The organism is Jiangella muralis (assembly GCF_001270745.1).
Classification (GTDB): Bacteria; Actinomycetota; Actinomycetes; order Jiangellales; family Jiangellaceae; genus Jiangella; species Jiangella muralis.
In genome coordinates this window covers 37,304-63,530 of record NZ_LFXL01000041.1, presented here as the reverse complement: position 1 = coordinate 63,530, position 26,227 = coordinate 37,304, and the positions used below count along the sequence as shown (strand labels likewise).

20 protein-coding genes are annotated in these 26,227 nt (G+C 72.9%); 3 read left to right on the top strand and 17 right to left on the bottom strand.

The genetic code is table 11. The annotated features are described in order from the left end of the window. Positions 1-89: 89 nt before the first annotated feature. The 6 genes from proB to ACW62_RS28325 form a co-directional block, all read right to left on the bottom strand. The gene (gene proB / locus ACW62_RS28350; protein WP_053207482.1) at positions 90-1,232 is read right to left on the bottom strand and encodes a glutamate 5-kinase; all 1,143 of its coding nucleotides are present in this window, start codon (positions 1,230-1,232) and stop codon (positions 90-92) included. Beyond that, complete coding sequence (gene obgE / locus ACW62_RS28345; RefSeq protein ID WP_053207501.1) at positions 1,229-2,572, bottom strand: GTPase ObgE; 1,344 nt, start codon at positions 2,570-2,572, stop codon at positions 1,229-1,231. The genes proB and obgE overlap by 4 nt, the downstream gene beginning before the upstream one ends. A 97-nt stretch (positions 2,573-2,669) precedes the next feature. Further along, the gene (gene rpmA / locus ACW62_RS28340) at positions 2,670-2,930 is read right to left on the bottom strand and encodes a 50S ribosomal protein L27 (protein WP_053207481.1); all 261 of its coding nucleotides are present in this window, start codon (positions 2,928-2,930) and stop codon (positions 2,670-2,672) included. Positions 2,931-2,944: 14 nt separating this feature from the next. Then, a complete protein-coding gene (gene rplU / locus ACW62_RS28335) occupies positions 2,945-3,259 on the bottom strand; it encodes a 50S ribosomal protein L21 (protein ID WP_053207480.1) in 315 nt (104 codons plus the stop codon). Positions 3,260-3,384: 125 nt separating this feature from the next. Beyond that, positions 3,385-6,540 carry an Rne/Rng family ribonuclease gene (locus ACW62_RS36310; protein ID WP_053207479.1) on the bottom strand — a complete coding sequence of 1,052 codons (3,156 nt, stop codon included), beginning with the start codon at positions 6,538-6,540 and terminating at the stop codon, positions 3,385-3,387. Between the two features lie 467 nt (positions 6,541-7,007). Next, positions 7,008-7,718: a TIGR03936 family radical SAM-associated protein gene (locus ACW62_RS28325; RefSeq protein ID WP_205629662.1), complete on the bottom strand. Its 711-nt coding sequence runs from the start codon at positions 7,716-7,718 to the stop codon at positions 7,008-7,010. Positions 7,719-7,849: 131 nt separating this feature from the next. On the opposite strand from ACW62_RS28325, the gene ACW62_RS28320 reads away from it, so the two are divergent. Next, positions 7,850-9,229 carry an FAD-binding oxidoreductase gene (locus tag ACW62_RS28320; RefSeq protein ID WP_053207477.1) on the top strand — a complete coding sequence of 460 codons (1,380 nt, stop codon included), beginning with the start codon at positions 7,850-7,852 and terminating at the stop codon, positions 9,227-9,229. Positions 9,230-9,235: 6 nt separating this feature from the next. On the opposite strand, the gene ACW62_RS28315 is transcribed toward ACW62_RS28320, so the two are convergent. Then, the gene (locus ACW62_RS28315; protein WP_205629661.1) at positions 9,236-10,060 is read right to left on the bottom strand and encodes a PhzF family phenazine biosynthesis protein; all 825 of its coding nucleotides are present in this window, start codon (positions 10,058-10,060) and stop codon (positions 9,236-9,238) included. 68 nt (positions 10,061-10,128) lie between these two features. Further along, positions 10,129-12,051 carry a TIGR03960 family B12-binding radical SAM protein gene (locus ACW62_RS28310; protein ID WP_053207476.1) on the bottom strand — a complete coding sequence of 641 codons (1,923 nt, stop codon included), beginning with the start codon at positions 12,049-12,051 and terminating at the stop codon, positions 10,129-10,131. Positions 12,052-12,167: 116 nt separating this feature from the next. On the opposite strand from ACW62_RS28310, the gene ACW62_RS28305 reads away from it, so the two are divergent. Both ACW62_RS28305 and ACW62_RS28300 read left to right on the top strand, forming a co-directional pair. Next, a complete protein-coding gene (locus ACW62_RS28305) occupies positions 12,168-12,566 on the top strand; it encodes a hypothetical protein (RefSeq protein WP_053207475.1) in 399 nt (132 codons plus the stop codon). Next, complete coding sequence (locus tag ACW62_RS28300; protein ID WP_053207474.1) at positions 12,563-13,642, top strand: hypothetical protein; 1,080 nt, start codon at positions 12,563-12,565, stop codon at positions 13,640-13,642. Before ACW62_RS28305 ends, ACW62_RS28300 begins: the two co-directional genes overlap by 4 nt. Before the next feature lie 52 nt (positions 13,643-13,694). Here the strand turns inward: ACW62_RS28300 and ACW62_RS28295 are convergent, their stop codons facing one another. From ACW62_RS28295 to ACW62_RS28255, 9 genes are all read right to left on the bottom strand, one after another. Continuing rightward, positions 13,695-14,288 (bottom strand): hypothetical protein, encoded by a 594-nt coding sequence (locus ACW62_RS28295; protein ID WP_053207473.1) that lies wholly within the window; start codon positions 14,286-14,288, stop codon positions 13,695-13,697. Then, positions 14,285-16,342, bottom strand: a complete 2,058-nt coding sequence (locus tag ACW62_RS28290) for a hypothetical protein (protein ID WP_053207472.1) — start codon at positions 16,340-16,342, stop codon at positions 14,285-14,287. Before ACW62_RS28290 ends, ACW62_RS28295 begins: the two co-directional genes overlap by 4 nt. Positions 16,343-16,374: 32 nt before the next feature. Next, positions 16,375-16,662, bottom strand: coding sequence for a hypothetical protein (locus ACW62_RS28285; protein ID WP_053207471.1), 288 nt, complete (start codon positions 16,660-16,662; stop codon positions 16,375-16,377). A gap of 36 nt (positions 16,663-16,698) precedes the next feature. Then, positions 16,699-21,375 (bottom strand): FtsK/SpoIIIE domain-containing protein, encoded by a 4,677-nt coding sequence (locus ACW62_RS28280; protein WP_053207470.1) that lies wholly within the window; start codon positions 21,373-21,375, stop codon positions 16,699-16,701. A 118-nt stretch (positions 21,376-21,493) separates the two neighbouring features. Further along, positions 21,494-21,766, bottom strand: a complete 273-nt coding sequence (locus ACW62_RS28275) for a WXG100 family type VII secretion target (protein ID WP_053207469.1) — start codon at positions 21,764-21,766, stop codon at positions 21,494-21,496. Between the two features lie 260 nt (positions 21,767-22,026). Further along, entirely contained in the window at positions 22,027-24,954 is a 2,928-nt protein-coding gene (locus ACW62_RS28270) for an AfsR/SARP family transcriptional regulator (RefSeq protein ID WP_053207468.1), read from the bottom strand. Further along, positions 24,954-25,382, bottom strand: coding sequence for a pilus assembly protein TadG-related protein (locus ACW62_RS28265; protein WP_053207467.1), 429 nt, complete (start codon positions 25,380-25,382; stop codon positions 24,954-24,956). Before ACW62_RS28265 ends, ACW62_RS28270 begins: the two co-directional genes overlap by 1 nt. Further along, on the bottom strand, positions 25,379-25,753 hold the full coding sequence (locus ACW62_RS28260) for a TadE family protein (RefSeq protein WP_053207466.1): 375 nt from the start codon (positions 25,751-25,753) through the stop codon (positions 25,379-25,381). Before ACW62_RS28260 ends, ACW62_RS28265 begins: the two co-directional genes overlap by 4 nt. Before the next feature lie 47 nt (positions 25,754-25,800). Further along, positions 25,801-26,220, bottom strand: a complete 420-nt coding sequence (locus ACW62_RS28255) for a TadE/TadG family type IV pilus assembly protein (RefSeq protein ID WP_053207465.1) — start codon at positions 26,218-26,220, stop codon at positions 25,801-25,803. Between the last annotated feature and the right edge of the window lie 7 nt (positions 26,221-26,227).

Below are 26,227 nucleotides of genomic sequence, written 5' to 3'. Positions count from 1 at the left end.
GTGCCGCCAGCCGGCTTCCATGATCATCAAAGAAACTGGGCGTGATAGCACCCCGAAACTTGGATGATCATGGAGTGAGGGCGTCGCCATCAGCGGCGCGGCCGGCCGAGCAGCACGAGGTCGTCGCGGTGGACGACCTCACGCTCGTACTCGGGGCCGAGGTCACGGGCCAGTTCCTTGGTGGAGTGGCCGAGCAGCGCCGGCAGCTCCGCCGCGTCGTAGTTGACGACGCCGCGGGCGACCGCACGGCCGGACTCGTCCAGCAGGTCGACCGGGTCGCCGGCGGTGAACGTGCCGGCGACGGCGGTGATGCCGGCCGGCAGCAGGGACGCTCCTCGCTCGACGAGTGCCCGCACGGCGCCCGCGTCGATCGTGAGCGACCCGCGGCCGTCGGTGGCGTGCTCCAGCCACAGCAGCCGCGTGGCGCGGCGGCCGGCCCGGCGATGGAACCAGGTGCCGGCGACGTCGCCGGCCAGCACCGCCGACACCTCGGGCGCGGACGCCAGCACGACGTCGATGCCGGAACCGGTGGCGATGGAGGCCGCCTCGACCTTCGTCACCATGCCGCCGCTGCCCAGCCCGGACCGGCCGGCCGAGCCGACGTCGATGCCGTCGAGGTCGCTCAGGCTGTGCACGTCGGTGAGCCGGGTGGCGCCCGGCTTGTGCGGGTTGCCGTCGTACAGGCCGTCGACGTCGGAGAGCAGGATCAGCAGGTCGGCGTGGACCAGCTGCGCCACCAGCGCGGCCAGCCGGTCGTTGTCGCCGAAGCGGATCTCGTGGGTGGCGACGGTGTCGTTCTCGTTCACGACCGGGACGACGCCGAGCTGCAACAGCTGGTGCAGCGTCCGGTAGGCGTTGCGGTAGTGCGCGCGGCGGGTGACGTCGTCGACCGTCAGCAGCACCTGACCCACCTGGAGGCCGTGGCCGGCGAACGCGGACGTGTAGGTGGCCATCAGCAGGCCCTGCCCGACGCTGGCGGCGGCCTGCTGCCGGGCGAGGTCACGCGGACGGGTGGCCAGGCCCAGCGGCGCCAGCCCGGCCGCGATGGCGCCGGACGACACCAGCACGACCTCGCGGGCCGACGCGCGCGCCTTCGCCAGCGCGTCGACCACCGTGGCGACCCGGCTGTCGTCGATGCCGCCCTGCGTCGTGGTCAGCGACGACGACCCGACCTTCACGACCACGCGCTGCGCGGCCGCGACGGCCCCGCGGGCGGCGACGTGGCCGGTCATGACAGCCGGGAGTCAGTCCCGCGGGGGCCGAGGTGCTCGCCACCGGCGCTGACGCTGGGCTCCCAGTCGAACACGACCGCGTCCTCGCCGCCGATGACGACCTCGTCGCCGGCCCGCGCGCCGGCCGCGATGAGCGCGTCCTCGACGCCGAGCCGGGCCAGCCGGTCGGCGAGGTAGCCGACGGCTTCGTCGTTGGTGAAGTCGGTCTGCCGGATCCACCGCTCCGGCTTCACGCCGCGGATGCGGTAGCGCTCACCCTCGTCGGTGACCGTGAACCCGGAGTCGTCGATGGCGGCCGGACGCAGCACCAGGCGGGTCGGCTCGGCCACGGGCGCGGCGGCCCGGGCGGCGGCCACCAGCGAACCCATGGCGTACGTCAGCTCGCGCAGCCCTTCGTGGGTGGCGGCGGAGACCGGGAACACCTCCCAGCCGCGCTCTTCGACGTCGGCGCGGACCAGCTCGGCCAGCTCGCGCGCCTCGGGTACGTCGATCTTGTTCAGCGCCACCATGCGCGGGCGCTTGTCGAGGCCGCCGTACTTCTGCAGCTCGGCCTCGATGAGGTCGATGTCGGTGAGCGGGTCGCGGCCGGGCTCCATGGTCGCGAGGTCGACGACATGCAGCAGCGCCTTGCACCGCTCGACGTGACGGAGGAACGCGTGGCCCAGGCCGCGGCCCTCGCTGGCGCCCTCGATCAGCCCGGGGACGTCGGCGACGGTGTAGCGGACGTCGCCGGCCTCGACGACGCCGAGGTTCGGCACCAGGGTCGTGAACGGGTAGTCGGCGATCTTCGGCCGCGCCGCGGAGATGGCGGCGATGAGGCTGGACTTCCCGGCGCTCGGGAAGCCGACGAGCCCGATGTCGGCGACGCTCTTCAGCTCGAGCACGACGTCGCGGGCCTCGCCCGGCTCGCCGAGCAGCGCGAAGCCGGGCGCCTTGCGCCGCTTGCTGGCCAGCGCGGCGTTGCCCAGCCCGCCGCTGCCGCCCTGCGCGGCGACGTAGCGGGTGCCGGCGCCGACGAGGTCGACCAGCACCTCGCCGCCGCGGGTGCTGACGACGGTGCCGTCGGGGACCTTCAGCTCGATGTCGTGGCCGTTGCCGCCGGCCCGGTTGCTGCCCTCGCCCTGGCTGCCGCTGGTCGCCTTGCGGTGCGGCGAACGGTGGTATTCGAGCAGCGTGGTGGTGTTCGGGTCGACGACGAGCACGATGTCGCCGCCACGGCCGCCGTTGCCGCCGTCGGGGCCGCCCAGCGGCTTGAACTTCTCGCGGTGGACGGACACGCAGCCGTGCCCGCCGTCACCCGCAGCCAGGTGCAGGACGACGCGGTCCACGAACGACGGAATGGCCATGTCTCTTTGTCCTCAGAACAGAAAAGAGCGGGCCGGTCAGGTGACCGGCCCGCCCTGATGCATCAGGTGTGTTGCTCGCGTGGAGCGGGGGTCACTCCCCCGCCGGCACGACGATGTTGACGACCTTGCGGCCACGCTTGACGCCGAACTCGACGGCGCCGGGGGAGGTGGCGAACAGGGTGTCGTCCTTGCCGCGGCCGACGTTGTCGCCCGGGTGGAAGTGGGTGCCGCGCTGGCGGACGATGATCTCGCCCGCGTTGACCAGCTGGCCGCCGAAGCGCTTCACACCGAGCCGCTGAGCGTTGGAGTCGCGCCCGTTCTTGCTGGACGAGGCGCCCTTCTTGTGAGCCATCTCGAGGTACCTGCCTACTTCGTCTCGATGCCGGTGACCTTGACCTGGGTGTACTTCTGGCGGTGCCCCTGGCGCCGCCGGTACCCGGTCTTGTTCTTGTACCGGAGGATGTGGATCTTCGGTCCCTTGGTGGCACCGACGATCTCGGCCGTGACCGACACACCGGCCAGCTTCGTGGCGTCGGTGGTCACGGTCTCGCCGTCGACGAGCAGGACCGCCGGCAGCGTGACGGTGGCGCCGACCTCGGCCTTGTCGAGCCGATCGACGTCGATGACGTCTCCGACGGAGACCTTTCTCTGGTTACCGCCGCTGCGGACGATCGCGTACACCGCGGACTCACTCTCTCACTCGGGCTTCGGGCGCGCATGCCGACGCTCGAGGAGCGGGCACACGGGTATGGGCGCGAAGAGCGCCGACGCCCTAGGGTACGGAATTGGTCAGGGTCGGGTCAAACTCAGGGGACGGGACTGCCGGCCGGACGCTCGGCCCGGCGCCGGGTGCGCCGCGGACGAGCCGGCTCCGGTGCCGCTTCGGCCGCGGACTGGCCCGCGTCGTCGGTGGACGACGGTTTCCCGGCGTCGGTGGACGACGGCGTCGCGGCCTCGGTGGTCGACGGGGCCGGCGACTGGCCGGTCGCGGCCGCCTCGGCCTCAGCCGCGCCGGTCACCGGCGACTCCGCGGGTGGCGGAGGCGGCGGAGGCGGCAGGGCGGACGATGTGGTCGCAGACGCCTCGGGGCTCCCGGACGCCCCGGTGCTCCCGGACGCCTCGGTGCTCCCGGCGGCCGCAGGCGCCTCGGCGCTGCCGGCGGCGCGCTCGGCCCGGCGACGGCGGCGGGTGGACGGTGCGGGCGCGGTGGTGGCGGCTGGCTCGGCCGGCGCGGACTCGCCCGGCCGATCACCGTCACCGTCGTCGTTCCCGCCGTGACCGTTGCCGTTGGCCCCGACCGGCATGAGGTCGGCCGGCGACGCCTCGCCGGGGCTGGCCAGCGCCTCGAGCTTCGGCGTCAGCGCCTCGACCTGCTGCGGCTGCTGCGCGGGCGCCGGCTGCTCGGCCTTGCGGCGCCGGCCGCGGCGCTCGGAGCGGCCGGACCGGCCGTCGTCGGACGACCCGGACGACCCGGACGAGCCGCCGTTGGACGAGCCACCGTTGCCGGACTCGACCGGGTGCGCGTGGATGAGCAGGCCGCGGCCCTTGCAGTGCGGGCACGGCTCGCTGAACGCCTCGAGCAGGCCGGTGCCGATGCGCTTGCGCGTCATCTGCACGAGGCCGAGCGACGTGACCTCGGCGACCTGGTGCTTGGTGCGGTCGCGGCCGAGGCACTCGACCAGGCGGCGCAGCACGAGGTCGCGGTTGGCCTCGAGCACCATGTCGATGAAGTCGACGACGATGATGCCGCCGATGTCGCGCAGCCGCAGCTGACGCACGATCTCTTCGGCCGCCTCGAGGTTGTTCTTGGTGACGGTCTCCTCGAGGTTGCCGCCGGAGCCGGTGAACTTGCCGGTGTTGACGTCGACCACGGTCATGGCCTCGGTGCGGTCGATGACCAGCGAGCCGCCGCTGGGCAGCCAGACCTTGCGGTCCATGGCCTTGGCGATCTGCTCGTCGATACGGAACGCGGCGAAGACGTCGTCGTTCACGGTCCACTTCTCGACGCGGTCGCGCAGCGAGCCGGCGACGCTGGAGACGTACTCGTCGATGGTGTCCCAGGCGCGGTCGCCGGAGACGACCAGCTTGGTGAAGTCTTCGTTGAAGAGGTCGCGGACCACCTTGATGGCGAGGTCGGGCTCGCCGTGCAGCAGCTGCGGCGCGTTGCCGGAGGACTTCTTCTGCAGCGCCGCCCACTCGGCCTTGAGCCGCGCGACGTCGTTGGTGAGCTCTTCCTCGGAGGCGCCCTCGGCGGCGGTGCGGACGATGACGCCGGCGTCCTCGGGGACGACCTGCTTGAGGATCTTCTTCAGCCGGGTGCGCTCGGTGTCGGGCAGCTTGCGGCTGATGCCGTTCATCGACCCGCCGGGGACGTACACGACGTACCGGCCGGGCAGGCTGACCTGGCTGGTCAGCCGGGCGCCCTTGTGGCCGATGGGGTCCTTCGTGACCTGCACGAGCACCGACTGGCCGGACTTGAGGACGTCCTCGATGCGCTTCGGGCCGTCGTTCCGGCCCAGACCGCTCCAGTCGACCTCACCGGCGTACAGGACGGCGTTGCGGCCGCGGCCGATGTCGACGAACGCCGCCTCCATGGCGGGCAGCACGTTCTGCACCCGGCCGAGGTAGACGTTGCCGATCAGCGACTGCTGCGACGCGCGGCTGACGTAGTGCTCGACCAGCACGTCGTCCTCGAGGACGGCGATCTGGGTGAGGTCGCCGGACTGCCGGACCGCCATGACGCGGTCGACGGCCTCGCGGCGGGCCAGGAACTCGGCCTCGGACAGGATCGGCGGGCGGCGCCGGCCGGCCTCGCGGCCCTCACGGCGGCGCTGCTTCTTCGCCTCGAGGCGGGTCGAGCCCTTGACCGAGGTGACCTCGTCGTCGAGGTCGCGGGTCTCGCGGACCCGCACGACGGTGTTCGGCGGGTCGTCGGGACGCGTCTCGTCGCCGTCGTCGTTGCGACGGCGGCGGCGCCGGCGACGACGGCGGCTGCCGCCCTCGTCGGAGTCGGCGTCGTCGGAGTCGCTCCGGGCGTCGTCGCCGTGGTCGTCGGACTCGCCGCCGGCCTGGTCGTCGTCGGAGTCGTCGTCGCCCGAGGCGTCGGAGCCGTCGTCGTTGCGACGGCGGCGGCCGCGGCCACCGCGGCGGCGGCGCCGTCGGCGGGTGCCGTCGTCGTCGGCATCGGTGTCGGAGTCGGAGTCGGAGTCGGTGTCGTCGTCGCCCGAGGCGTCGGTAGCGTCGGTGGCGTCGGGCGTGGTCGCGGGCTCTTCCTCGGTCGCCTCGGCCTCGGGCTCGGGCTCGGGCTTCGCGCGGCGGCGGCCGCGGACCGGCTCGGCGGCCTCGGGGTCGGGCGCGGCGAACAGCGGCGCCGCGGAGAACGCCGGGGGCTGGAAGAGGACGCTGGAGGCGCGTGCCTCGGTGGCGGCGCTCTCGGCGCCGGACGGCGCGAACGCCGGGTTCGGGTCGGCCGCGATGTCGGCGTCGTCGGCCTCGACCTCGGCCGGCAGCGGCTCGGGGGCGGGCGTGGGCTGGGCGGCCTTGCGCGACCGAGTGCGCTTGCGCGGCGCCGCGTCCGCGACCGGCACCGCCTCGGCGACCGGCACCGCCTCGGCAGCCGGAACGGCCTCGGCGGCAGCCGGGTCCTCGACCGCGAGCAGGTCGGCGGCGGCCGCGGCCTTACGGCTCGCCGCCTTCTTCGCCGGGGCCTTCTTGGCGGTCTTCTTCGCGGCCGTCTTCTTGGCGGCGGCCTTCTTGGCCGTCTTCCGCACCGGCGCTGCCGGGGCGTCGTCGCTGGTGGCCGGCGCGCCGGCGTCGTGCAGCGTGGGCTCGCCGACCGGCGGGCCGGCGGCACGGCTGGCCGCACGGCGGCGGCGCGGCTGGGCCTGCTCAGTGGTGGCGTCGGCCTGGACCGGCGCTGTCGAGCTGGAATCTCCGGACGAGCCGGGGTTCTCTTCCGTCATGTGGTGCACTCCTGTCGGCCCGGCGGACGGGGCGCCGCGCCTCGCTCGGCGCGCTGCTGCCCATCTGCCGGGGCACTGCATCGGGCCACCTGGAACGTCCGAGCCACGGCCGCTACAGGTGGAAAGCCTGTGATCGGCGACGTCCACCGGACCTGTGCGTCGTCAGGTCTTGCTCAGCGCCCGCCGCGGCGGCGCACCCTCTCGGGGCGCCTCGCGGCTGGGCCGCTTGGCGGACCCAGCGTGCCGAGCGACTCCGCGGCGACCACGGTCGACCACACGGGACGTCGGCGAGGACATCGTCGGACCGAGCGGCGTGTACCGCCCGACCAGTTCCGAGTATCGCACATGTCCGCCCGGAAACCGCGACGGCGGCCGCCCGCGCCCCCGTCGGCCACGTCCAGGCGTTCCGCATCGCCGCAGGTCAGCATCGCCGACTTACGGTGTGCCGTAGATCACGTCCGGTCATGTCACGTGTCGTGCCGCTCGGGCGCGTCGGCGAGCGGGTCGGCCAGCTCGCCGGTGTCGTCGTCCCACTCCCCCTGGGCCAGCCGGACGGCGCGCGGCGGCTGCGGCGGGGTGAACCCGGCGACGAGGCGCAGCCCGGCCAGCACCTCGTCGGGCCGCACCGTCGGCGACTGGTGCCGTACGACGGTGCGCAGCGTGACGGGGTCGGCGGCGGTGTCGGCGGTCAGCCGCAGGACTGCGGCGCGCGGGTCGAGCTGGCGCACGCGGTTCTTCGTCAGCCGCTCGACCGGCACCGACGCCGCCGCCAGGAATTCCGTCACCGCGGCCGCGGCCTGCTCGGGCACGGCGCCGGGCAGCTCGATCGCCCAGCTCGACGCCTGCAGCCGGTCGGCCAGCGCGCCCGGCCCGGCCTCGACCACCTGGACGACGTCGAGGCCCGGCGGCAGCGCGGCGTCCAGCGCGGCCCGCACCTGTTCGGGGTCGCAGACCCGGGTGACCGCCAGTTCCAGGTACTCGGCCTCGCTGGCGGCGCCCGTGGGCGCGGCGCCGGCGTAGGACACCTTGGGATGCGGCGTGAACCCCTGCGACCACGCCATCGGCACGTCGGCCCGGCGCAGCGCCCGCTCGAACGCCCGCTGGAAGTCGCGGTGGCTGGTGAAGCGCAGCCGGCCGCGCTTGGCGAAGCGGACGCGGAGCTTCTGGACGGCGGGCAACTGCTGGTGCGGCGCGGTGCTCAGGGTCGGTCCTCTCGGCGGAGGTGACGTGGGTCGAAGGACCCATTGTCACGCGGGCGCGGCGGGCGTACGTTCCATTTCACCAGTCATCTGTCTTGGGGGGCAGTGCGATGACCGGTCTCGACGACGCCGTGGCCGGCGGCCTGCGGGCGTTGCTGGCCGGCGATCTCCTGACTCCGGACCATCCCGGCTACGACGACGCGCGGACCGTCTTCAATGCGATGATCGACCGCCGGCCCGGGCTGATCGTGCAGTGCGCGAACCGTGCCGACGTCGCGCTGGCAGTCGCGTTCGCCCGCGAGCACGGCCTGGAGCTGGCCGTCCGCGGCGGCGGGCACAGCGTCGCCGGGCTGGCGCTCACCGACGGCGGCCTGGTGATCGACCTGCGCCGGATGAACGCCGTCAGCGTCGACCCGGTGGCCCGCACGGCCACCGTCGGCGGCGGCGCCACCATGGCCGACCTGGACCGCGCCTGCGCGCCGCACTGGCTGGCCACGACCGGTGGCCGCGTGTCGACGACCGGCGTCGGCGGGTTCGTGCTCGGCGGCGGCACCGGCTGGCTGGACCGGCTGTTCGGACTGGCCTGCGACAACCTGGTCGAGGCGGAGGTCGTCACGGCGGACGGCGAGATCGTCCGGGCCGCGCCGAACAGCCACCCGGAGCTGTTCTGGGCCCTGCACGGGGGCGGCGGCAATTTCGGCGTCGTGACGTCGCTGACGCTGCGGCTGCACCCGCTGCCGGAGTCGTCGCTGGCCCTGCTGGTGTGGCCGCCGGAGGACGGGCCGAGGGTCGTCCGCGTGGCCCGCGACCTGCTGGAGGACGCTCCCGACACGCTCGGCGGCGGGATCGTGTACCTCACCGGCCCGGAGGACGAGGACTTCGTGCCGGACGAGCTGGCCGGCCGGCTGGCGCTGGGCGTCCTGCTCGCGCACGCGGGGAACGAACGGTCGCTGCGGGAGCTGGCGGCGCCGCTGTTCGACGCGGCCCCGGCCGGCGCGATGGTGGCCGAGCTGCCGTACGACGAGCTGCAGTCGGCCCTGGACGACCCGCCCGGCCACCGCAACTACTGGTCCGCCGAACACCTGGACACCCTGCCGGACGAGGCCGTCGACGCGTTCTGCGCGCAGGCGGCCGGGATGATCGTGCCGTCGCCGTCGCAGCACGTGCTGTTCCGCATGGGCGGCGCGGTCGCCCGCGGCCCGGCCGGCTATCCGATCCCCTGGCGCGGGGCCGGCTGGGTGGTGCACCCGTTCGGGCTCTGGGCCGACCCCGCCGACGACGCCCGCGGCCGGCAGTGGGCCCACGACGTCTGCGCCGCCGTCCGGCCGTGGCGCACCGGCGCCGTCTACCTCAACTTCATCGGCGACGAGGGCGAGCATCGGGTCGTCGCCGGCTACGGCGCCGTCAGCTATGCCCGGCTGGCCGCCGTCAAGGCCCGCTACGACCCCACGAACCTGTTCCGGCGCAACCACAACGTCGTGCCGGCCTGACGCCGTTCAGACGCCGCGCAGCTCGCCCTCGAGGACGGTCCGGGCCCGGCCGGCCAGCTCGAGCCGGTCGCCGCGCATCGTCACGCCGACGATGCCGCCGCGGGCGGACACCTGCGCGCCGGTCAGCGCGCTGCCGTCGGGGCGGCCCAGCTCCTTCGCCCAGTACGGCCCGAGCACGCAGTGCGCCGACCCCGTCACCGGGTCCTCGGCGACGCCCACCGCCGGCGCGAAGAACCGGGACACGAAGTCGTACAGCGCGCCGTCGTCGGTGCGGGCGGTGACGATGATGCCGCGCGCCTCGATCGCCTCCAGCGCGACGAAGTCGGGCACCAGCTCGCGCACCGCCGTCTCGGACTCGAGGACGGCGAGCACGTCGAACCGGCTCCGGCCGGTCCACACCGGGGTGGCGCCGAGCGCCGCGGCCAGGCCGTCGATCACGGGCACGGCCTGCGCCGGCAGCGCCGGGAAGTCCATGCCGACCGCGCCGGACGGGTCGCGGGTGACGGTGAGCACGCCGCTGCGGGTGCTGAACCGGATCGGGCCGGACTCGCCGCGCTCGAACAGCACGTGCGACGTCGCCAGCGTGGCGTGGCCGCACAGGTCGACCTCGACCTCGGGGGTGAACCAGCGCAGCCGGTAGTCGACCGCCGGCGTGGCCCGCGCCGCCTCATCGCCCTCGACCGGCTCGACGAACGCGGTCTCGGAGTGCTTCAGCTCGGCCGCGACGGACTGCATCCAGTCGTCGGAGACCGGCCGGTCCAGCAGGCAGACCCCGGCCGGGTTGCCGCCGAAGGGCTGATCGGTGAACGCGTCGACGACGAGGATCCGCACGGTATCCAGCCTACGAGCTTGCATCTGCACCATTCACCAACGATCCCACAGGTCCGGAATGACCCGGGTCAGACCGGCGTCAGCGGGAGCAGGGTGCGTCCCGTCGGGCCGGTCTGGATCTCGGTGCCCATCGACGGGCAGACGCCGCAGTCGAAGCAGGGGGTCCAGCGGCAGTCGTCCAGCTCGACCTCGTCGACGGCGTCCTGCCAGTCGTCCCACAGCCAGTCGCGGTCGAGGCCGCTGTCGAGGTGGTCCCACGGCAGCACCTCGTCGCGGTCGCGTTCGCGGGTGGTGTACCAGGCGAGGTCGACGGGCTCGCCGGCCAGCGCCGCCTCGGCGCACGCCGTCCAGCGGTCGTAGGAGAAGTGCTCGCCCCAGCCGTCGAACCGGCCGCCGTCGTCCCAAACGGCCTTGATGACCCGGCCGACCCGGCGGTCGCCGCGGGACAGCAGGCCCTCGACCATGCTCGGCTTGCCCTCGTGGTAGCGCAGGCCGATGGCCTTGCCGAACCGGCGGTCGGACTTCACCTTCTCGCGCAGCTTGCGCAGCCGGGCGTCGACGACCTCGTGATCGGCCTGGCCGGCCCACTGGAACGGGGTGTGCGGCTTGGGCACGAACCCGCCGATGGACACCGTGCAGCGGATGTCGCCGCGCCCGGACGCCTGCCGCCCGGCCTCGATGACCCGCTTGGCGAGGTCGGCGATGGCCAGCACGTCGTCGTCGGTCTCGGTCGGCAGCCCGCACATGAAGTACAGCTTCACCTGCCGCCAGCCACTGCCGTACGCCGTGCTGACGGTGCGGATGAGGTCGTCCTCGCTGACCATCTTGTTGATGACGCGGCGCATGCGCTCGGTGCCGCCCTCGGGCGCGAACGTCAGCCCGGACCGGCGGCCGTTGCGGGACAGCTCGTCGGCGAGGGTGACGTTGAACGCGTCGACGCGCGTGGACGGCAGCGACAGCGAGGTGTTGGTGCCCTCGTACCGGTCGGCCAGTCCCTTCGCGATCTCGCCGATCTCGGAGTGGTCGGCGCTGGACAGCGACAGCAGCCCCACCTCGGCGAAGCCGGAGTTCCGGACCCCCTCGGCGACCATGGCGCCGACGGTCTCGACGGAGCGCTCGCGCACCGGCCGGGTGATCATGCCGGCCTGGCAGAACCGGCAGCCGCGGGTGCAGCCGCGGAAGATCTCGACGCTGTACCGCTCGTGGACGGTCTCGGCCAGCGGCACCAGCGGCTTGCGCGGGTACGGCCACTGGTCGAGGTCCATGACGGTGTGCTTGCGGACGGTCTCGGGGACGCCCGGCCGGTTGGGCACGACCGCCGCGATGGCGCCGTCGGGCCGGTAGGTGACGTCGTAGAACCTCGGCACGTACACCCCGCCGCCGGCGGCGAGCCGCAGCAGCAGCTCGTCGCGGCCGCCGGGACTTCCCTCGGCCTTCCACTCGCGCACCACCTCGGTGACGGCCAGCACGATCTCCTCGCCGTCGCCCAGCACGGCGGCGTCGAGGAAGTCGGCGACCGGCTCCGGGTTGAACGCCGCGTGCCCGCCGGCGAGGACGATGGGGTGGTCGTCGCCGCGGTCGGCGGACAGCAGCGGGATGCCGGCGAGGTCGAGCGCCGTCAGCAGGTTGGTGTAGCCGAGCTCGGTGGCGAACGAGACGCCGAGCAGGTCGAACGCGCCGACCGGGCGGTGCGCGTCGACGGTGAACTGGGCGATGCCGTGCTCGCGCATGAGCCGCTCGAGGTCGGGCCAGACCGCATAGGTGCGCTCGGCCAGCACGCCGTCCTGCTCGTTGAGCAGCTCATACAGGATCTGCACGCCCTGGTTGGGCAGCCCCACCTCGTAGGCGTCGGGGTACATGAGCGCCCACCGCACCTCGGCGGCGTCCCAGTCCTTCACCGTGGCCCCGAGCTCGCCGCCCACGTACTGGATGGGCTTGGACACCCTCGCCAGCAGCGGCTCGAGCTGGTCGAACAGGGACTCGACGGGCATGGACGTCCTACTCACTGATCGGCTCTCGGGCGGTCACGGGTATGGTAACCACCACTAAAGGACCGGGTCTCGGGCACAACCGGACAGCCAGACGTCTGCGACGAGAGGCAGCACGTATGACCGACCCCGCCCACGTGGCCCCGGACGGCTTCCAGCCGTTGCCGTACGAGACGCGGCCGCTCGAGACCCAGCCCGACGTCGGCACCACGCCCGACATCATCGCCCGGCCGCCGACCATCCCGCCGCACGACCCCGGCACGAGCAGCCGCGAGGAGCTGGAGATGGCGTTGCAGCGCGCCCAGCTGGTCGCCGACGACTGCGAGTCGCTGTTCGCGCCCGCCCAGCGGGCCATGGAGGACGGCGCCTGGGTGAGCCGCCTGGCCGACGAGTTCTTCAATGAGCTCACCGTGCAGGCCCGGCTGGCCGGCTCCGTCGCCGCGGCCGGCGTCGAGACCATCCAGACCGCGCTCGACGGCCGCGGCGACGACGAGCTGCTGGAGGTGCGGCCGCAGTGACGAAGGCAAGCGACAGCCTGGCTCCCGACCCCGGCAAGCTCGGCGGCTCCAACGCCGAGAAGCTGGGCGGCGGCCACCTCGAGAAGGAGTACGTCGACCCGGCCGCCGACTCCTCGTCCTATGCCGGCGGCTACGACGGCGGCGGGGGCGGGTACGACGGCGGCGGCGGTGGAGGTGGCGGCGGGTACGACGGCGGTGACGGTGGCGGCGGTGGCGGTTCCGAGGACGTCGCGGACGACCCGGTCGCGGAGGACCCGCCGGCCGAGGACGGCACCGAGGACCCGCTCTACGCCGACAGCGACGACGACGGCGATGCCCCCGACCCCGACGACTTCGGCGACACCGACCACCCCACCAAGCCCGGCGACCCGGTGCTGGAGAAGCCGGAGCTGGAGAAGCCCACCCAGCCGGAGACGCCGAACACCACCGTCTCCATCGACGTCGAGGCGATGACCCGGCTGGTCGCGGCGATGGAGCGGGCCGGCGAGCAGATCGTGGCGCTGCAGGACGAGATGCGCACCATCCTGTTCGGGGTGCACCTCGAGACCAACGACACCACGCGGTTCAACCAGGTGTCCGAGTGGATCCAGGAGGTGCTGCCGGGCCTGCGGCGGCGGCTGGCGATGGCGCAGGACCTCCTCGGCGAGGACGTCAGCACCCAGCCCGACCACGGCCGCCCGGTGACGCCGCGCCCGTACGTCGGCGACGAGACGCAGGTCAGCACGAAGCCGATCGAGGAGTCCTACGAGGCCGCCCGCGGCGCCGCGCACCGCTTCGGCATCCCGGGCGACCACGACACCACCCGCGAGTTGGTCGCCGACCTCCAGACGAACCGGCACGACCCGTACTACGCGAGCGAACTGGTGCGATCCACCGACCCGGAGACGCTGGTGCGCGCCGTCGTCGCCGCCGGTGACGACGAGCTGACGCAGCTCACCGCCGCCACCGTGGCGACGGCCGGGCGCGGCACCGGCGAGCTCGCCCCGCCGGCCGGGTACGAGGAGCAGTGGGCGGCCCTGCGCGCCAGCGACGACCCCGCCGTGGCCGCCGCCGCCGAGCAGCTCCGCCCCGCCTGACGTAGGTGTCCGGGCGGCCGCGCCGGCCGCCCGGGCGTACCACGCCGGTGCGTCAGCGGCTCAGCGGCGGATCGTTCAGCGTCCACGCGTCCGGCAGCTCCAAGGTCTGGACGACCTGCTGCGCCAGGGCCACCGCGTCGGCCTCGTGATCACGGCCCTCCGCCAGCCCGGTCACCGACACCCGCACGACGTAGATGCCGTGCGCGAGCCAGGCATGGCCCACCGGCACCGACTCGCCGCCTTGCTCCTCGTCCTCGGACCAGCTGAAGCCGAGGCCGACGTCGTCGGGCAGCTGCGTGTACTGGTCGCTGGCCAGCCGGTCCTCGAAGCCGCTGCGCAGGATCCCCATCGCCTGCTCGACGGTGACCGACAGCACGGGGTCACCGTCGACGTAGACCTCCGAGCCGGCGCTGATGAGCGTGCCCTCGGAGCCGTGTTGGACGCTGCCACCCGGCGCTTCGACGTCGTCGGTTCCGAGCGCCAGGACGACACTCTCTCGGGGCACGAAGTCCGACAGCAGGTCGCCGGACGGTGCCGTGGTGGACAAGGGGTTCATCGGGGTCTCTTCTCCGTTGTCGCTGCAGGCGGCCAGGGCGAGGACGAGGACGGCCGCGCAGGCGGCCCGGGTCAGGGATCGTCCGATCATCCGCCGCCTCCGAGGGGGAAGCCGTCCTCGAGCGCCCGCTCATAGGGTCCGAAGAGATTCGATTCGAGGAACTGGCTGAGCGGGGGCTTCTCCCGCTTCCACTCCTGGTAGGCGTCGCTGCTGAAGTCGAACTGGGGCGGATCGCTGCCGGGAACGAGCGCCTCGGGCGGCGGGCCGGCGTACCGGGTGCCGTCGGGGCCGCCGTTGGCCTCGGTGATGTACTGCTCGTCGAAGTAGCCGTTGGCCAGCATCTGGTTGAGGATCATCTGCTCGAGGTTGTCGCGTTCGGTCGCGGACAGGGTCCCGAAGTCGTCCGAGGCGGTCGCGTCGGTCTTCCCGAGCTGGTCGCCCATGAGCGTCGTGGCCTGGTCGTAGACGAACTTCCAGCCCTCGGTGGCCGGTCCCACTCCGGGAAGGGAGGTGACGGCCCCGAAGATCTGCGAGCGGATCTCGGCGGCCTTCGCCTCGGCCTCCTCCTCGCTCAGCGCGCCGTCGTACGCGGCGTTGAGCACCCAGCCCACCGCGGTGGCGGACTCCTGGATGGCGCCGTTGAGTTCGGGCACCTCGCCGCCCTGCAGCATCGCCACGGGGGACGGCGGCGGCGTGCCGTCGTCGAGCGCGTCCTGCAGCGCATCGCCGAAGCGCATCTGGCTGGCGGCCGCGATGCCGGTCAGGACGGTGTTGAGGTGCTCTTCGTTACCGTCCTCGCCATAGGTGTTGAGCAGCTCCGTCACGAGGGCGGGGTCGAAAGCGGCTCCGTAGGGCGCGCCGTCGCCGTAGTGCTGCGTCTCGGGGTCGGTGACCCACTCGCTGAAGTTGGTGTCGCGGTCGCCGTTCATCGCGATGCGCATGACGTCGGGACCGTAGGCGCCCAGGATGTTCGCGATGCTGCCGCGCATCCCGTGGTACATCTTCCAGCCGTCGTTGGTGCGGGTCTCCTCGCCGAGCAGGGCGATGGTCTGCGAGGCGATGACGGCGGAGTCGGCGCCGGTCTCCTCGGCGTCGCGGTACGTCGTCGTCGCCGCTTCCAGAGCGAGACCGAGGTCTCCGCCGTTGCTGGCGTCGGCATCGCCCCAGTGGCGCTCCTGAGTCAGGTACTGCAACCGGGAGTTGACCTGGACCTTCTGCCCGTTGATCTCCATCTCCTCCGTGCCGCCCTGGGTGAAGAAGTCCTGAGCGGCCAGCGGGTTGTTCGAGAGCGAGACCATGAAGGTCGCCATGACGTCGACGACCGGCCGGCCGTTGGTGTCCATGACCTCGTCCATGTTCGCGCTCTTCGGGCCCCAGACGGCGCCGTTCTCGCCCTCGGCCTCGTACTCGTAGAGGTCGTCGCCCACCTGGTTGAGGAACGGCCGCGAGTAGACGCCCTGCGACATGAGCAGAGCGAGGTACTGGGCCTGGTTCTGCGGCGCGTCGCCGCCCTCCATCTGCGCCTTGGCCGTGATGGCCGCGGACCACTGGTCGGCGTAGTCCTGCGGCATGGCGAGGTCGCCGGTGTTGCGGGTCGCGGTCCCCATGGTCGTGCCGATGGCCGTCACCATACGGTCGCGCAGGTCCTGCGGCAGATAGGTGCCTTCGACGAAGGCGTCCACGGTGTCGAGAGCGGCGGCGAGTTGCTCCGGGCTGGCGCTGTTGGCGAACCCCGCGGCGAAGTAGGGGTCGTTCATGTTCGCCTCGATCTCCGCGGCGAGCTCGGGAGTGATCTCGCCCGGGGAGTCCAGCAGCGCCTGGGCCGCCTCCTCGCCGTTCTGCTTGGCCTCCTCGGGTGAGACCTTGGAGATCTTGCTCTCGTCGATCTCGACCGTCCCGGCCGGCCATTCGGGGTTCGAGTTCTCCAGGGCCTCAGCCAGCGAGAGCCGCCGGCGAAGGCCCGGCAGCTCGGTATCGGCCCAGTCGATGGCGTTCTGGACCTGGTTGCCGAGCTCGTGATCGATCTCGTACTTGGTCAGGGCGTTCGTGAGGCCGAGCTTGGCGTCGCTCAGGCGCTCTTTGCCGTTCTCGACGCCGGTGACGACGTTACGAAATTCCTCGACGATGATCTGCGACTTGGCCACGGACAATCTCCAGACGGTGCGTGTTGCGGGGTTCAGCCCGCCCAGCGGGCGCGGTCGTCGTCGGCCGGCACCTTGTCCGGCTCGTTGTCATGCCTGTTCTCCAGCGCCGTGCCGGCGCTCTCGCCGGCCTCGCCGGCCGTGCTGTGGTGTCCGGTCAGCGCCGTGGAGAAGTCGTCTGCGACGCCGCTGGTCCACGCCTTCTTCTCGAGCGCGTCCTCGGCCTCGTAGAAGGGGAAGCCGCAGATCATCGCATCGCCACGGATGGTGGGGAGCTCCTCCGCCAGCGCCAGCTTGTACTGGTTGTCGGCATCATCGGCCACGGTGGTGTCCCGCCTTCGTCTCCAGGTGCACAGGTGTCATGGCTGCTCCAGCTTCGTCTCCGGCACCTGCACCAGCTGCCACTGGCCGGCCGCCGAGAACAGGCCGCGGCCGGGCGGCATGCCGCCGGTCATCGACCGGGGCAGCTTGATGCCGAAGTGGTCGCCGTCGGCCGTCGCGCCCGGCGAGAGCAGGACGCCGGACCGCGACTTCTTCAGCACCGCGGCCGGGCCGCGGTAGCTGCTGCCGAGGTCGTCGGTGGTGCCGGCGGCGACGATGACGCTGCCGGTGTCGCGCAGTTTCGGCAGGTGCTTGGTCAGCAGGTCCACCATCCAGCCGTCGACGCCCATCAGCTCGAGGTCGTCGACGATGACGGCGGTGGGCCGGCCGCCCTTCTCCGGGACCATGGACTCCCACAGCCGGGTGCCTTCGTCCTTGTCGAGCTCGAGGTCGACGACGGCCTCGACGCCGGGCCGGCCCGCCAGCTCGCGCAGCGGGCTGCGCCGCGGCGTGACGATCAGGATCTTCCAGTCGCGCTCCAGCATCGACCGCGCCATCGTCAGCAGCGCGGTGCTGCGCCCGGACCGGCGCGGGCCGAGCACGAGGATGCCGGGACCGTGGTCGATGGCGTCGAGCGCGCGCAGGGTCAGGGTGTCGCCGCCGACCGCGAGCGGCAGCTCCGTCGGCGCCAGCGGCCGCTCGGCCAGCTCGAGCGCGTCGGCGTAGCTGATCCGCGACGGCAGCTGGTCGACCCGGAACGGCAACTGACGGCGCGGGACGTCGGCGTGGCGCTCCTTGGCCTCGCGGGCGATCTGCTGCAGCGCGGCCACCTGCGCGGTGCCCTCGACGTCGTCGGTGAGCAGCGCGACCTGGGTCTCGCGCAGGCCCTCGGCGCGGAAGCCGCGGCCGGCCGGCATGTGCTCGGGCACCTTCTTCGGGTGCATGCCGATGTTGCCGAAGTCGCTGGCGTCCGTCATGCGCAGCATCATCTTGTCCTCGACCAGCGCGGACACCCGGCCGACCAGCGCGGTGCGGTCGGCCGTCATGATCACCTTGACGCCGACGCCGGAGCCCTCCTGCAGGATCTGCAGCCACTGGTCGATGAGCCGGCCGCTGTCGAAGTTCTCGAACGACTGGACGAAGCCCTCCCAGCGGTCGAACAGCACCAGCAGGTACGGCAGGCGGTCGGCCGGCTCGGCGGCGGCGGCGCGCTGCTCGCTGAGGTCGGAGTAGCCCTGCTCGGCCAGCAGCTGCTGCCGCCGGCCGATCTCGGCGCGGAGGCGGGCGGACAGCGCGGACAGCCGCTCGGGCTGGTCGCGGCTGACGACGGCGCCGGTGTGCGGCAGCCCGACCATCGGCAGCAGCGCGTTGTTGCCGCAGTCGATGCCGTAGAGGTGGACGTCGCGCGGCGAGATCTCGCGGCCGACCAGCCCGGCGACGGCCCGCAGCACGGTGGACCGGCCGCTGCGCGGCGCGCCGATGATGCCGAAGTGGCCGCCGGCGGACAGCTCGTAGAACGCGACCGTGCGGCTCTGCTCGCGGGGGACGTCGACGACGCCGAACGGGATGCGGATCTCGCGCCCGCGCTCGATGACGGACGCGGGGTCGGCCATGACCTCGTCGAGCGTGACGACGTCGTCGAGCGGCGGCAGCCACGGCGGCGGCGGCGCGGCGATGCCGGTGTTCTCCGACGCCGCGTTGATCGCGGTGACCAGGCTCTCGAGATCGGTCGGCGTGGAGACGTCCTCGTCCTTGTCGCCGGCGTCGTTCTTCTGCGGCGTCCGGCCGAGCTCCTCCCAGTAGAGCGACCGCAGGTCGACCGAGACGGCGGCGCCGGGCTGGTGCGGCCGGCCGCCGACCCGGGACGACTGGAACGGCACCAGCGACGACGCGCCCAGCCGGGCGTAGGCGCGGCCCGGCGTGGACTTCGAGATCTCCGCGGCGTCCTTGGCCTCGATGACGTCCTGGCTGTCGTTGCCGTCGGTGACCCGCAGCGCGATGCGCAGGTTGGTGTTCGACTTGATCTCGGCGCTGACGACACCGGCCGGGCGCTGGGTGGCCAGCAGCAGGTGCACGCCGAGCGACCGGCCCCGGCGGGCGATGTCGACCAGGCCCTTGACGAAGTCGGGCAGCTCGGTGACCAGCGCGGCGAACTCGTCGATGATGATCATCAGCCGCGGCATCGGGTCGTCGTCGGGCTCTTTGCCGGCGAGGTAGTCCTCGATGTCCTTCTTCCCCGCGTGCGCCAGCTGGTGCTCGCGACGATGCAGCTCCGCGGCCAGGCTGTCCAGGGCGCGGGTGGTGAGGTGGCCGTCGAGGTCGGTGACCATGCCGACGGTGTGCGCGAGGTTGTTGCAGTCCTTGAACGCCGCGCCGCCCTTGTAGTCGACCAGCACGAACGTCATCTCGTCCGGCCGGTTGGCGACGGCGAGGGAGGCGATGAGGGTCTGCAGCAGCTCTGACTTGCCGGAGCCGGTGGTGCCGGCCACCAGGCCGTGCGGCCCGTCGGCCCTGACGTCGACGGCGAACGCGCCGTCCATGCCCTCGCCGATGACCGCCTTGGTGGTGCGCCCGATGCGGGCCCACCAGTCCTGGATCGCCTCGGGGGTGGGCGGGTCCAGCTTCAGGACGTCGAGCAGCCGGCTCGACGACGGCAGCGAGGACGACAGGTCTTCGGAGCTGACGTCCTTGACCGGGGCGAGCGCACGGCCCAGCCGCTCGCACCACGCCGCCGACACGACGTCGAGACGGATGCCCTCGACCGTCGGATGGCCGGTCCGGCGCACGGTCGCGATGCCGTCCGGCCCGATCGACACGACGACGTTGCACTCCTCGGGCAGCAGCCGTTCGTCGGCGTCGATGCAGAGGAAGTCGATGCCCACGCGGGGGCCGCCGCGCAGCAGCGTGATGAGGCCGGGCAGCAGCCGGATGCGGCGGGCGCCGTCGAGCACCACCAGCAGCGGCGGGAAGGTGATGTCTCGGGAGGCGAGCATGCCGCCGCCGCGGTCGTTCAGCGCGGCCTTGCGCCGCTCCATGATCGACATCAGCTCGGCGACGCGCCGGTTCGTGGTCTCGTCGTCGGCGCCGATGCCGGCGATGACGTCGGAGTCCTCGCCCCGGCGCACGTGCGGCAGCCAGCGCATCCAGTTCCAGGCCGCGCCGCCGTCGGCGTCGGAGAGCACCACGATGTCGACGTCGGCCGGGCTGTGCAGCGTCGCGACCTGCGCGGCCATCCAACCGGCCACCGTGCGGCGGACGTCGTCGCGGCCGGCCACGCCGGTGACCCCGGCCTGCTCCAGCGGCACGTCGACCGGCACGTCGGGCGCGGTCCAGTGCAGCACCTTCTCGTGGTCCGCGCGCGCCGGGTCGGTCATCGACACTTCGCTGGGGACGTCGGCGGTGCCGACCCGCACGTGCATGAAGTCGGGATCGGTGCGGCGGCGCTCCCACAACTGCGAGCGCGGCCCGGTGGCGAACAGCAGCACCGCCGCGGGGTCGGGGAGGTCGCGCCGGCGGGCGGACCGCTCGGTCACCAGGCCCTCGTACGCCTGGTTCTCGATGTGCCGCATCCGCTCGACGTAGTTCTTCATCTCGTCGTGATAGCGGTTCTGCTGCTGGTTCTTGGTGCTGCGGTAGCGCGAGATCATCATGATCGGCGTGATGACCATGATCATCAGGCTGAACGGCGACCGGGTGAAGTAGAACATCGCGCCGCCCATGAGCATCGGGGCCATCGCGATGGCCCACGGCATGGGCTCCTTGTCGGGCTTGCGCGGCTCGTGCGGCAGCCGGAACTCCGTCTGCCGGGGCGGCGGCAGCAGCCGCGGCGGCCGGTTGTAGTCCAGCGTCATCCCGCCCGGGCTCGGCGACAGCGAGGCGTCCGGATCGGCGGGCAGCGCCAGCTCCAGCTGGACGTCGCCGACCACCAGCGCGCCACCCGGCGGCCAGACGACCGGCCCGTCGACCGGCACGCGGTCGAGGTGCAGGAACGGGCGGTCGGCCTCGGGGTCGACGGTGAGGTTGGGGTGCTTGAGCCGGGCCAGCTCCTCCATGCGCTTCTTGAACCGCCGCTTCCGCTTCCGCTTGCGCTTGCGGCCGGTGGGCTGGTCCTCGTCCTTCGGCACGACGATGGGGCCCTCCAACTGGCGGGCCCGCGGCGGCGGCGGCACCTGCACGCCGACCAGCGACGGGTCGGGCGTCAGCGTGACCGTGCCGTCGACGGTGACGTCGAGCCGGGCGGCCAGGGGCGGGGTGTCCTCGCCGTAGAGGTGGATGGCGGACCCGGCCCGGCTGCCGATCTCGTGGCTGCCGGGCGAGAGGTAGTCGACCCGGCCGGAGCCGAGCCCGGACACGGTGCGCACCTGGACGACGCCGGTGCGCTCGCCGAACACGTCGGGCAGCGGGGTGCCGACGCCGACCAGGGCGCCGTTGCGCAGCGGCGACTCGGCCACCTTGACGGCGGGCTCGAGCGGGACGCCGGCGAGGTAGAGGGTGGGCGGGAGGCCGCCCTCGGTCAGGGCGTCGTCGAGGACGCTCTCGCCGACGACGCCGAGGTGCCGGCCGGCGGTGTGGACGATCTGCGGCTCGGCCGCCGGGCGGACGCGGGCAGCCAGCTGCCGGGCGATGTCAGCGACAGTGGCATCGTCCTCGCAGTCGACGGCGAGGTCGACGATGTCGCCATCGCCCGATGCGGTGGCGCTCAGCAGCAGCCGCACGTTCCCGTCCCCGTTTCCGCGCTGGGCCTGCCGGCCCGTTCACGACGTAGTTTACCTGCGCAGGTGGCCCACATCCTCGGCGAGAATGTGGGCCACCTGTCGCAAAGCGTTCCGGCCGTCAGATGCGGTCGGACTCGCCCGTCGCCTCGGCGATGTTGTTGTGGTTGATCCGCACGTCGTCGGCAGCACCGGTCAGGGCATCCCGAAGCGTGTCGAGGTTCGTGCGGTACTCCTCCCAGGCATTCCGGAAGTCATCCGCGTAACGGCCGGTCCACACGGCGTTGCCGACGCCGGTGTCGACCTCCTTCTTGATGGTGTCCGCGGACTCGGAGTTCCTGGTGAACGTCCCGTGGAGTTCCCGAAGAGTGGGAAGATCTGCACCAACACCCATTGTTCTCTACTCCCTCGTGAATAACTACGCCCCACCGCGTCGGGTGCGGCACGACACTTCTAATTCTACCGGTCGTCGCGCAATTTGCAACTTCCGCGACGGCCTTTTCTGAATTTCTCGGAGAACATCCATCAAAGGCAACGGAACATCACCCGCGGGCCAATTAACGACCGCGGACAGGGGACAATTGCGTGCCCATTCATGAATGATTCCCGAGACGTTTCGGGGTACCTCCTTCGGCAATGATCGGGGTTTCCGAACTATGCGAGATCGCGATGTCTCCCTCCACCACCCGGCACCAGTTCCTCGAGCAGCGCGGCCGTCTCCGCCGCGAGCTCGATGCCACCGATGCCCAGGAGGGTTTCGCTCATCTCGCCCTCCACCGCCATGACTCCGCCCCGCCCGTCGACGGCGTGCTGGGCGAGGATCAGGTCGCGCCAGAGCAGCTGCTCTGCCGGCCTGACCCGCAGCCCGGCCCTGGCCGCGGCTCCCGCCGTGGCCGGGTCGCCGCCGTCGCGGGTGATGACGGACAACCTGTGCGCGGCGTCGACCAGCAGGTCCGACGCCGCGCGTTCGACGCGGGCCCGGGCGATCCAGGCGTAGCGTCCCTGCGGCCGCTCGCTGAGCACCGGGCCGCGGGCCACCCGCAGCGCCCGGCGCAGCAGGTCGGCCTCCTCGGACGGGCGCCGCGTCTGCCGCGCCTGGCTGAGCAGCGCGCACACGACGTCCCAGTCGAGGACGACAGTGTCGCTCAGCTTCAGCTTGCCGTCCTCGGTCATCAGCAGGTACGGCGAACCGGCGCGGTCGACGCCGAGCCACTCGCGCACCCGCGCGAAGGTGGACTCGCGCACCGCCGCCGTGACGCCGCGCGGCCACACGGCCGCCGCCAGCACCGTCGGGTGCACGCCGTCGCGGTGCAGCGCCAGGTGCACGACGATCTCGGTGGCCAGCGCGCGGCGCTCGGCCTCGATCTCGGTGCGCGCCTGCACCACCACCGGGCCCAGGATGTACACCCGCACCGGCGCCGTGGCCAGCTCGGCCTCGGTGACCAGCGTGCGCACCTGCGGCACCTCGGGCCGGACGTCCGGCAACCAGGCCTCGTTGAGGTTCGGGGCGCCGGGGTCGGGGTCGTGGCTGCGGTCCGGATCGACCAGGCCGACCAGCGCCTCGATGCTGCGCCACGACAGCTGGTTGGCCCGCACCGACAGGCCCAGCGCGGGCAGCTCCAGGGTGCCGGCGGCGTCGACGTGGATCCGCCAGCGCGCGCCCGGCACGTCGCCGGCGCAGACCACGCCCAGCGGCGACCGCCCGGCGGCGTTCGTCAGCGCCACCAGCTGCTCGGCCAGCTCGCCGGTGGGCGGCGTGCCGAGCACGAGGTACTCCGGCATCCAGTTGCCGGACCCGCCCGGGCGGACCCGCCCGGTGAGCACGTCGGCGCCCAGGCGGTCGGCGCGGCGGGCGGCCAGCTCGGGCAGCAGCGGCTCGACGCCGTCGACCAGCCGCAGCCGGCCCGGGCCGAAGACGCTGAGCGCGTCCGGCAGGCCGTCGGCGGTGACCCGCAGGTGGTCGGACCACTGGTTGGTGGCCAGCTCGACGGCCAGCGCGGTGACCACCTCGAAGGTGGCCTCCGGGTCGCCGTCGATGCAGATCGGGCCGCCGGCCGCCTCGAGATCGACGAGGACGTCGCGGTCGCCGCTGCGGCCCAGCGAGACCAGGCCGGGGTACGGCGCCAGCACCCGGCCGCGCAGTTCGGGGTCGACGGCGACGTCGGCGCGGTTCAGGATCCAGCGGCGGCCCTCGTCGAGCACCGACCACGGCTCCGGCGCGTCGGCCCGGGCCGGCGCCAGCAGCAGCTCGACCGACGCGCTGTCGACCACGGCGGTGTACACCGGGGGCAGCGGCCGGCCGGCCTCCTGGCAGGCCGCGGCGAGGTGCCGCAGCGCGTAGTCCAGCCAGCGGGCGCGGTCGGGGTCGGCGCCGATGCGCAGCGCCACCTCGGCCTCGAGCTCGTCGCCGCCCGGCTCCGGCGTGCGCCGCCGGCGGCGGATCAGCTCCAGCGACGCCAGCAGGCCCGCAGCCAGCAGCCCGGCGTCGATCAGGCCGGCGTGCGGGTTCGTGTTGACGGACTCGGCCTCGCCGGTGGCGACGAAGTCGGCGAACAGGCCGGCCCCGGTCTCGCCGATGCCCTCCTGCTGGCCGCCGCCCTCCTCGGACCCGATCGGCGGGGCCGGCGGCGGGGGCGGGGTCTCCGGCGCCGGCGCCTCGGCGGTGACGACGTCGACGCCCGCGGCGTCGGCCGGCACGATCAGCAGCCAGTTCGGGTAGATCAGGCGGGCCAGCGACAACTCGTGGCCGTCGGGCTGCTCGCGGCCGCGGTTCAGCTCGAAGATCTCCTGGTAGCGGCGGCCGTCGCCGAGCGTGCGCTCGGCGATGTCCCAGAGGTTGTCGTGGTAGCGCCCGTCGGGCGGCTGCACGATGTAGACCTTCTGGCCGACCAGCTCGGCGCCCTCCTCGGGGTCGAGCACCATGCTGCCCAGGCGGTACTCGATCTCACTCTCGGCGGGCGCGGCCGCGGCCGGCGCCTCCTGCTGGACGGTGACCTCGGCCTGGCCGTCGTAGGCCTCGGCCGTGACGCTGGTGCCGACGGTGGGCGCCTCCGGCGCGGCGGCCGGGGAGGCGGCCGCCGCCTGGCCGACCGCAGCGGTGGCGACCAGCACCGACGCGACCAGCGCGCGGGCGAAGCGCTGCGTCGGGCCGGACAGCGGCACCCGTCCGGGCAGCCCGACGCCGCGGACGGCGCTGCGCAGCTCCGTCAGCACGCAGATGGTGAACTGCAGCCAGGCCAGCCACACCACCCACAGCAGCACGCCGACCAGCTGCTCGGCGCCGATGGTGGCGGTGAGGTCGTCGCGCCCGGGCATCGACGTCGGGATCGGCGGCGGGCCGCCGAGGATGAGCAGCAGCACCGGCACGCCGATGACCAGCAGCGCCAGTGCGAACCCGGACGCGAGGGCCTGCGGCATGCTGCGTTTGGCCTCCGGCACGCCGCGGCGCTGGAACCGCTGCGGCCCGGTCTCGCGCAGCGACGCGGTGGCCGTGACCGACGCCTCGATCGGCGACACCGGCCGCGACGTGCGCTCCGTCCGGGTCTGCGGCCGCGACGCGCGGCGTCCCCTGCTCTCGTTCATCACAATTCCCCCGTGATACCGACCGCCGGCCGTGAGGTGGCCTCCCCCTCGATGGGGAAGTCGTCGATGAAGATCAGCTGCAGTAGCGAGGTGTTCACCCGGTCCTGGGCGTGCACCGACACCTCGTCGCCGTTGAAGTTCACGGTCACCTGTCCGGCGGCGTAGCCGCGCGCGGTCATGTAGTCGACGGCGGCCTGACGCGCCTCCGCCTCCAGCAGGACCACCTGACCCGACTCGCGCAGCGCCTCGATGTCGATCTGGTTCGCGGCCGCGCGGGCGGCCTGTTCTGCGTCGTCGTAAAGGCGCTGCCGCGCGTTGATGGCGAAACCTCCGTCGATGACCAGCCCGGCCAGCATGAACAGCATCACGGTCAGCGTGACGACCATGGCGCTGATGGCGCCCCGCTCCGACCGCGCCGCCCGCCTCACAGCGTCCCCCGCAGCTCGTCGATGGGCGCGAAGCTCTCGCCCTCGAGCGTCGTGCTACCCGGGAAGCCGGCGAAGCCGAGGCCGTCGAAGCTGACCTGGCAGCTGACCTGGACGCTGATCATCTCGCCGGGCGCGAAGGTGCCGCCGAGCTGCACCGGCGCGCAGGTGACGCCGCCGGGCTTGGTGCTGTCGACGATGGCCTGCGCCGCCTGCCGGGCCGAGGAGACGTCGCGCTGCAACGACGCCGAGCGCACGGCGTCGCGGGCCATCGCCTCGACGTCGCCGCGGCGGTCGACGTACCGGCCGAGCCCGACGATCAGCATCATGATCGCGATGAGGACAGGGGCGAGGATCACGACCTCGATGGCCATGGATCCCTCCTCTCTCCTCGCCGCGCGCGCGGCCCTCAGCCGACCGATCACAGGTCCGGCACGAACTGTTCGATGGGGCCCTCGATGGTCTGCGTGACCTCGGGGGCCAGGTTGTTGATGAGCTCCGTCGACCGGCCGCGGACGGTGACGCGGACGTTGTCGCCCACCTGGATGGCGTCGATCTCGGTGATCACCAGGTGGCCGTTGCCGACGGCGTCGGCGTACTCGCGGCCGCGAGCCTCCGCCGCCGCCAGCGCCGCCGGGGTGCCGCCGCCGATGCGCGCCGTCCGGGCCGCCTCCCGCGCCGCCGCGGCCGCGATCTGGTTGCCGTGCCAGGTCAGCGAGAACTGCACGATGATGAAGATGATCAAGAACATGATGGGGGTGTACAGCGCGAGCTCGATCGCGCTCGCACCCCGCTCCGGTCTCGACCGCAGCCGTGCGAGCCGCGCCTGGACGACGTTCATCGCTGTG

Coding starts and splice junctions, on each gene's coding strand:
- ACW62_RS36310 (WP_053207479.1), bottom strand. CDS start 6,540: ATGACGGAAGAGAACCCCGGCTCGTCCGGAGATTCCAGCTCGACAGCG.
- rpmA (WP_053207481.1), bottom strand. CDS start 2,930: ATGGCTCACAAGAAGGGCGCCTCGTCCAGCAAGAACGGGCGCGACTCC.
- ACW62_RS28305 (WP_053207475.1), top strand. CDS start 12,168: ATGACCGACCCCGCCCACGTGGCCCCGGACGGCTTCCAGCCGTTGCCG.
- ACW62_RS28275 (WP_053207469.1), bottom strand. CDS start 21,766: ATGGGTGTTGGTGCAGATCTTCCCACTCTTCGGGAACTCCACGGGACG.
- ACW62_RS28255 (WP_053207465.1), bottom strand. CDS start 26,220: ATGAACGTCGTCCAGGCGCGGCTCGCACGGCTGCGGTCGAGACCGGAG.
- ACW62_RS28295 (WP_053207473.1), bottom strand. CDS start 14,288: ATGATCGGACGATCCCTGACCCGGGCCGCCTGCGCGGCCGTCCTCGTC.
- ACW62_RS28260 (WP_053207466.1), bottom strand. CDS start 25,753: ATGGCCATCGAGGTCGTGATCCTCGCCCCTGTCCTCATCGCGATCATG.
- ACW62_RS28310 (WP_053207476.1), bottom strand. CDS start 12,051: ATGCCCGTCGAGTCCCTGTTCGACCAGCTCGAGCCGCTGCTGGCGAGG.
- proB (WP_053207482.1), bottom strand. CDS start 1,232: ATGACCGGCCACGTCGCCGCCCGCGGGGCCGTCGCGGCCGCGCAGCGC.
- ACW62_RS28320 (WP_053207477.1), top strand. CDS start 7,850: ATGACCGGTCTCGACGACGCCGTGGCCGGCGGCCTGCGGGCGTTGCTG.
- ACW62_RS28270 (WP_053207468.1), bottom strand. CDS start 24,954: ATGAACGAGAGCAGGGGACGCCGCGCGTCGCGGCCGCAGACCCGGACG.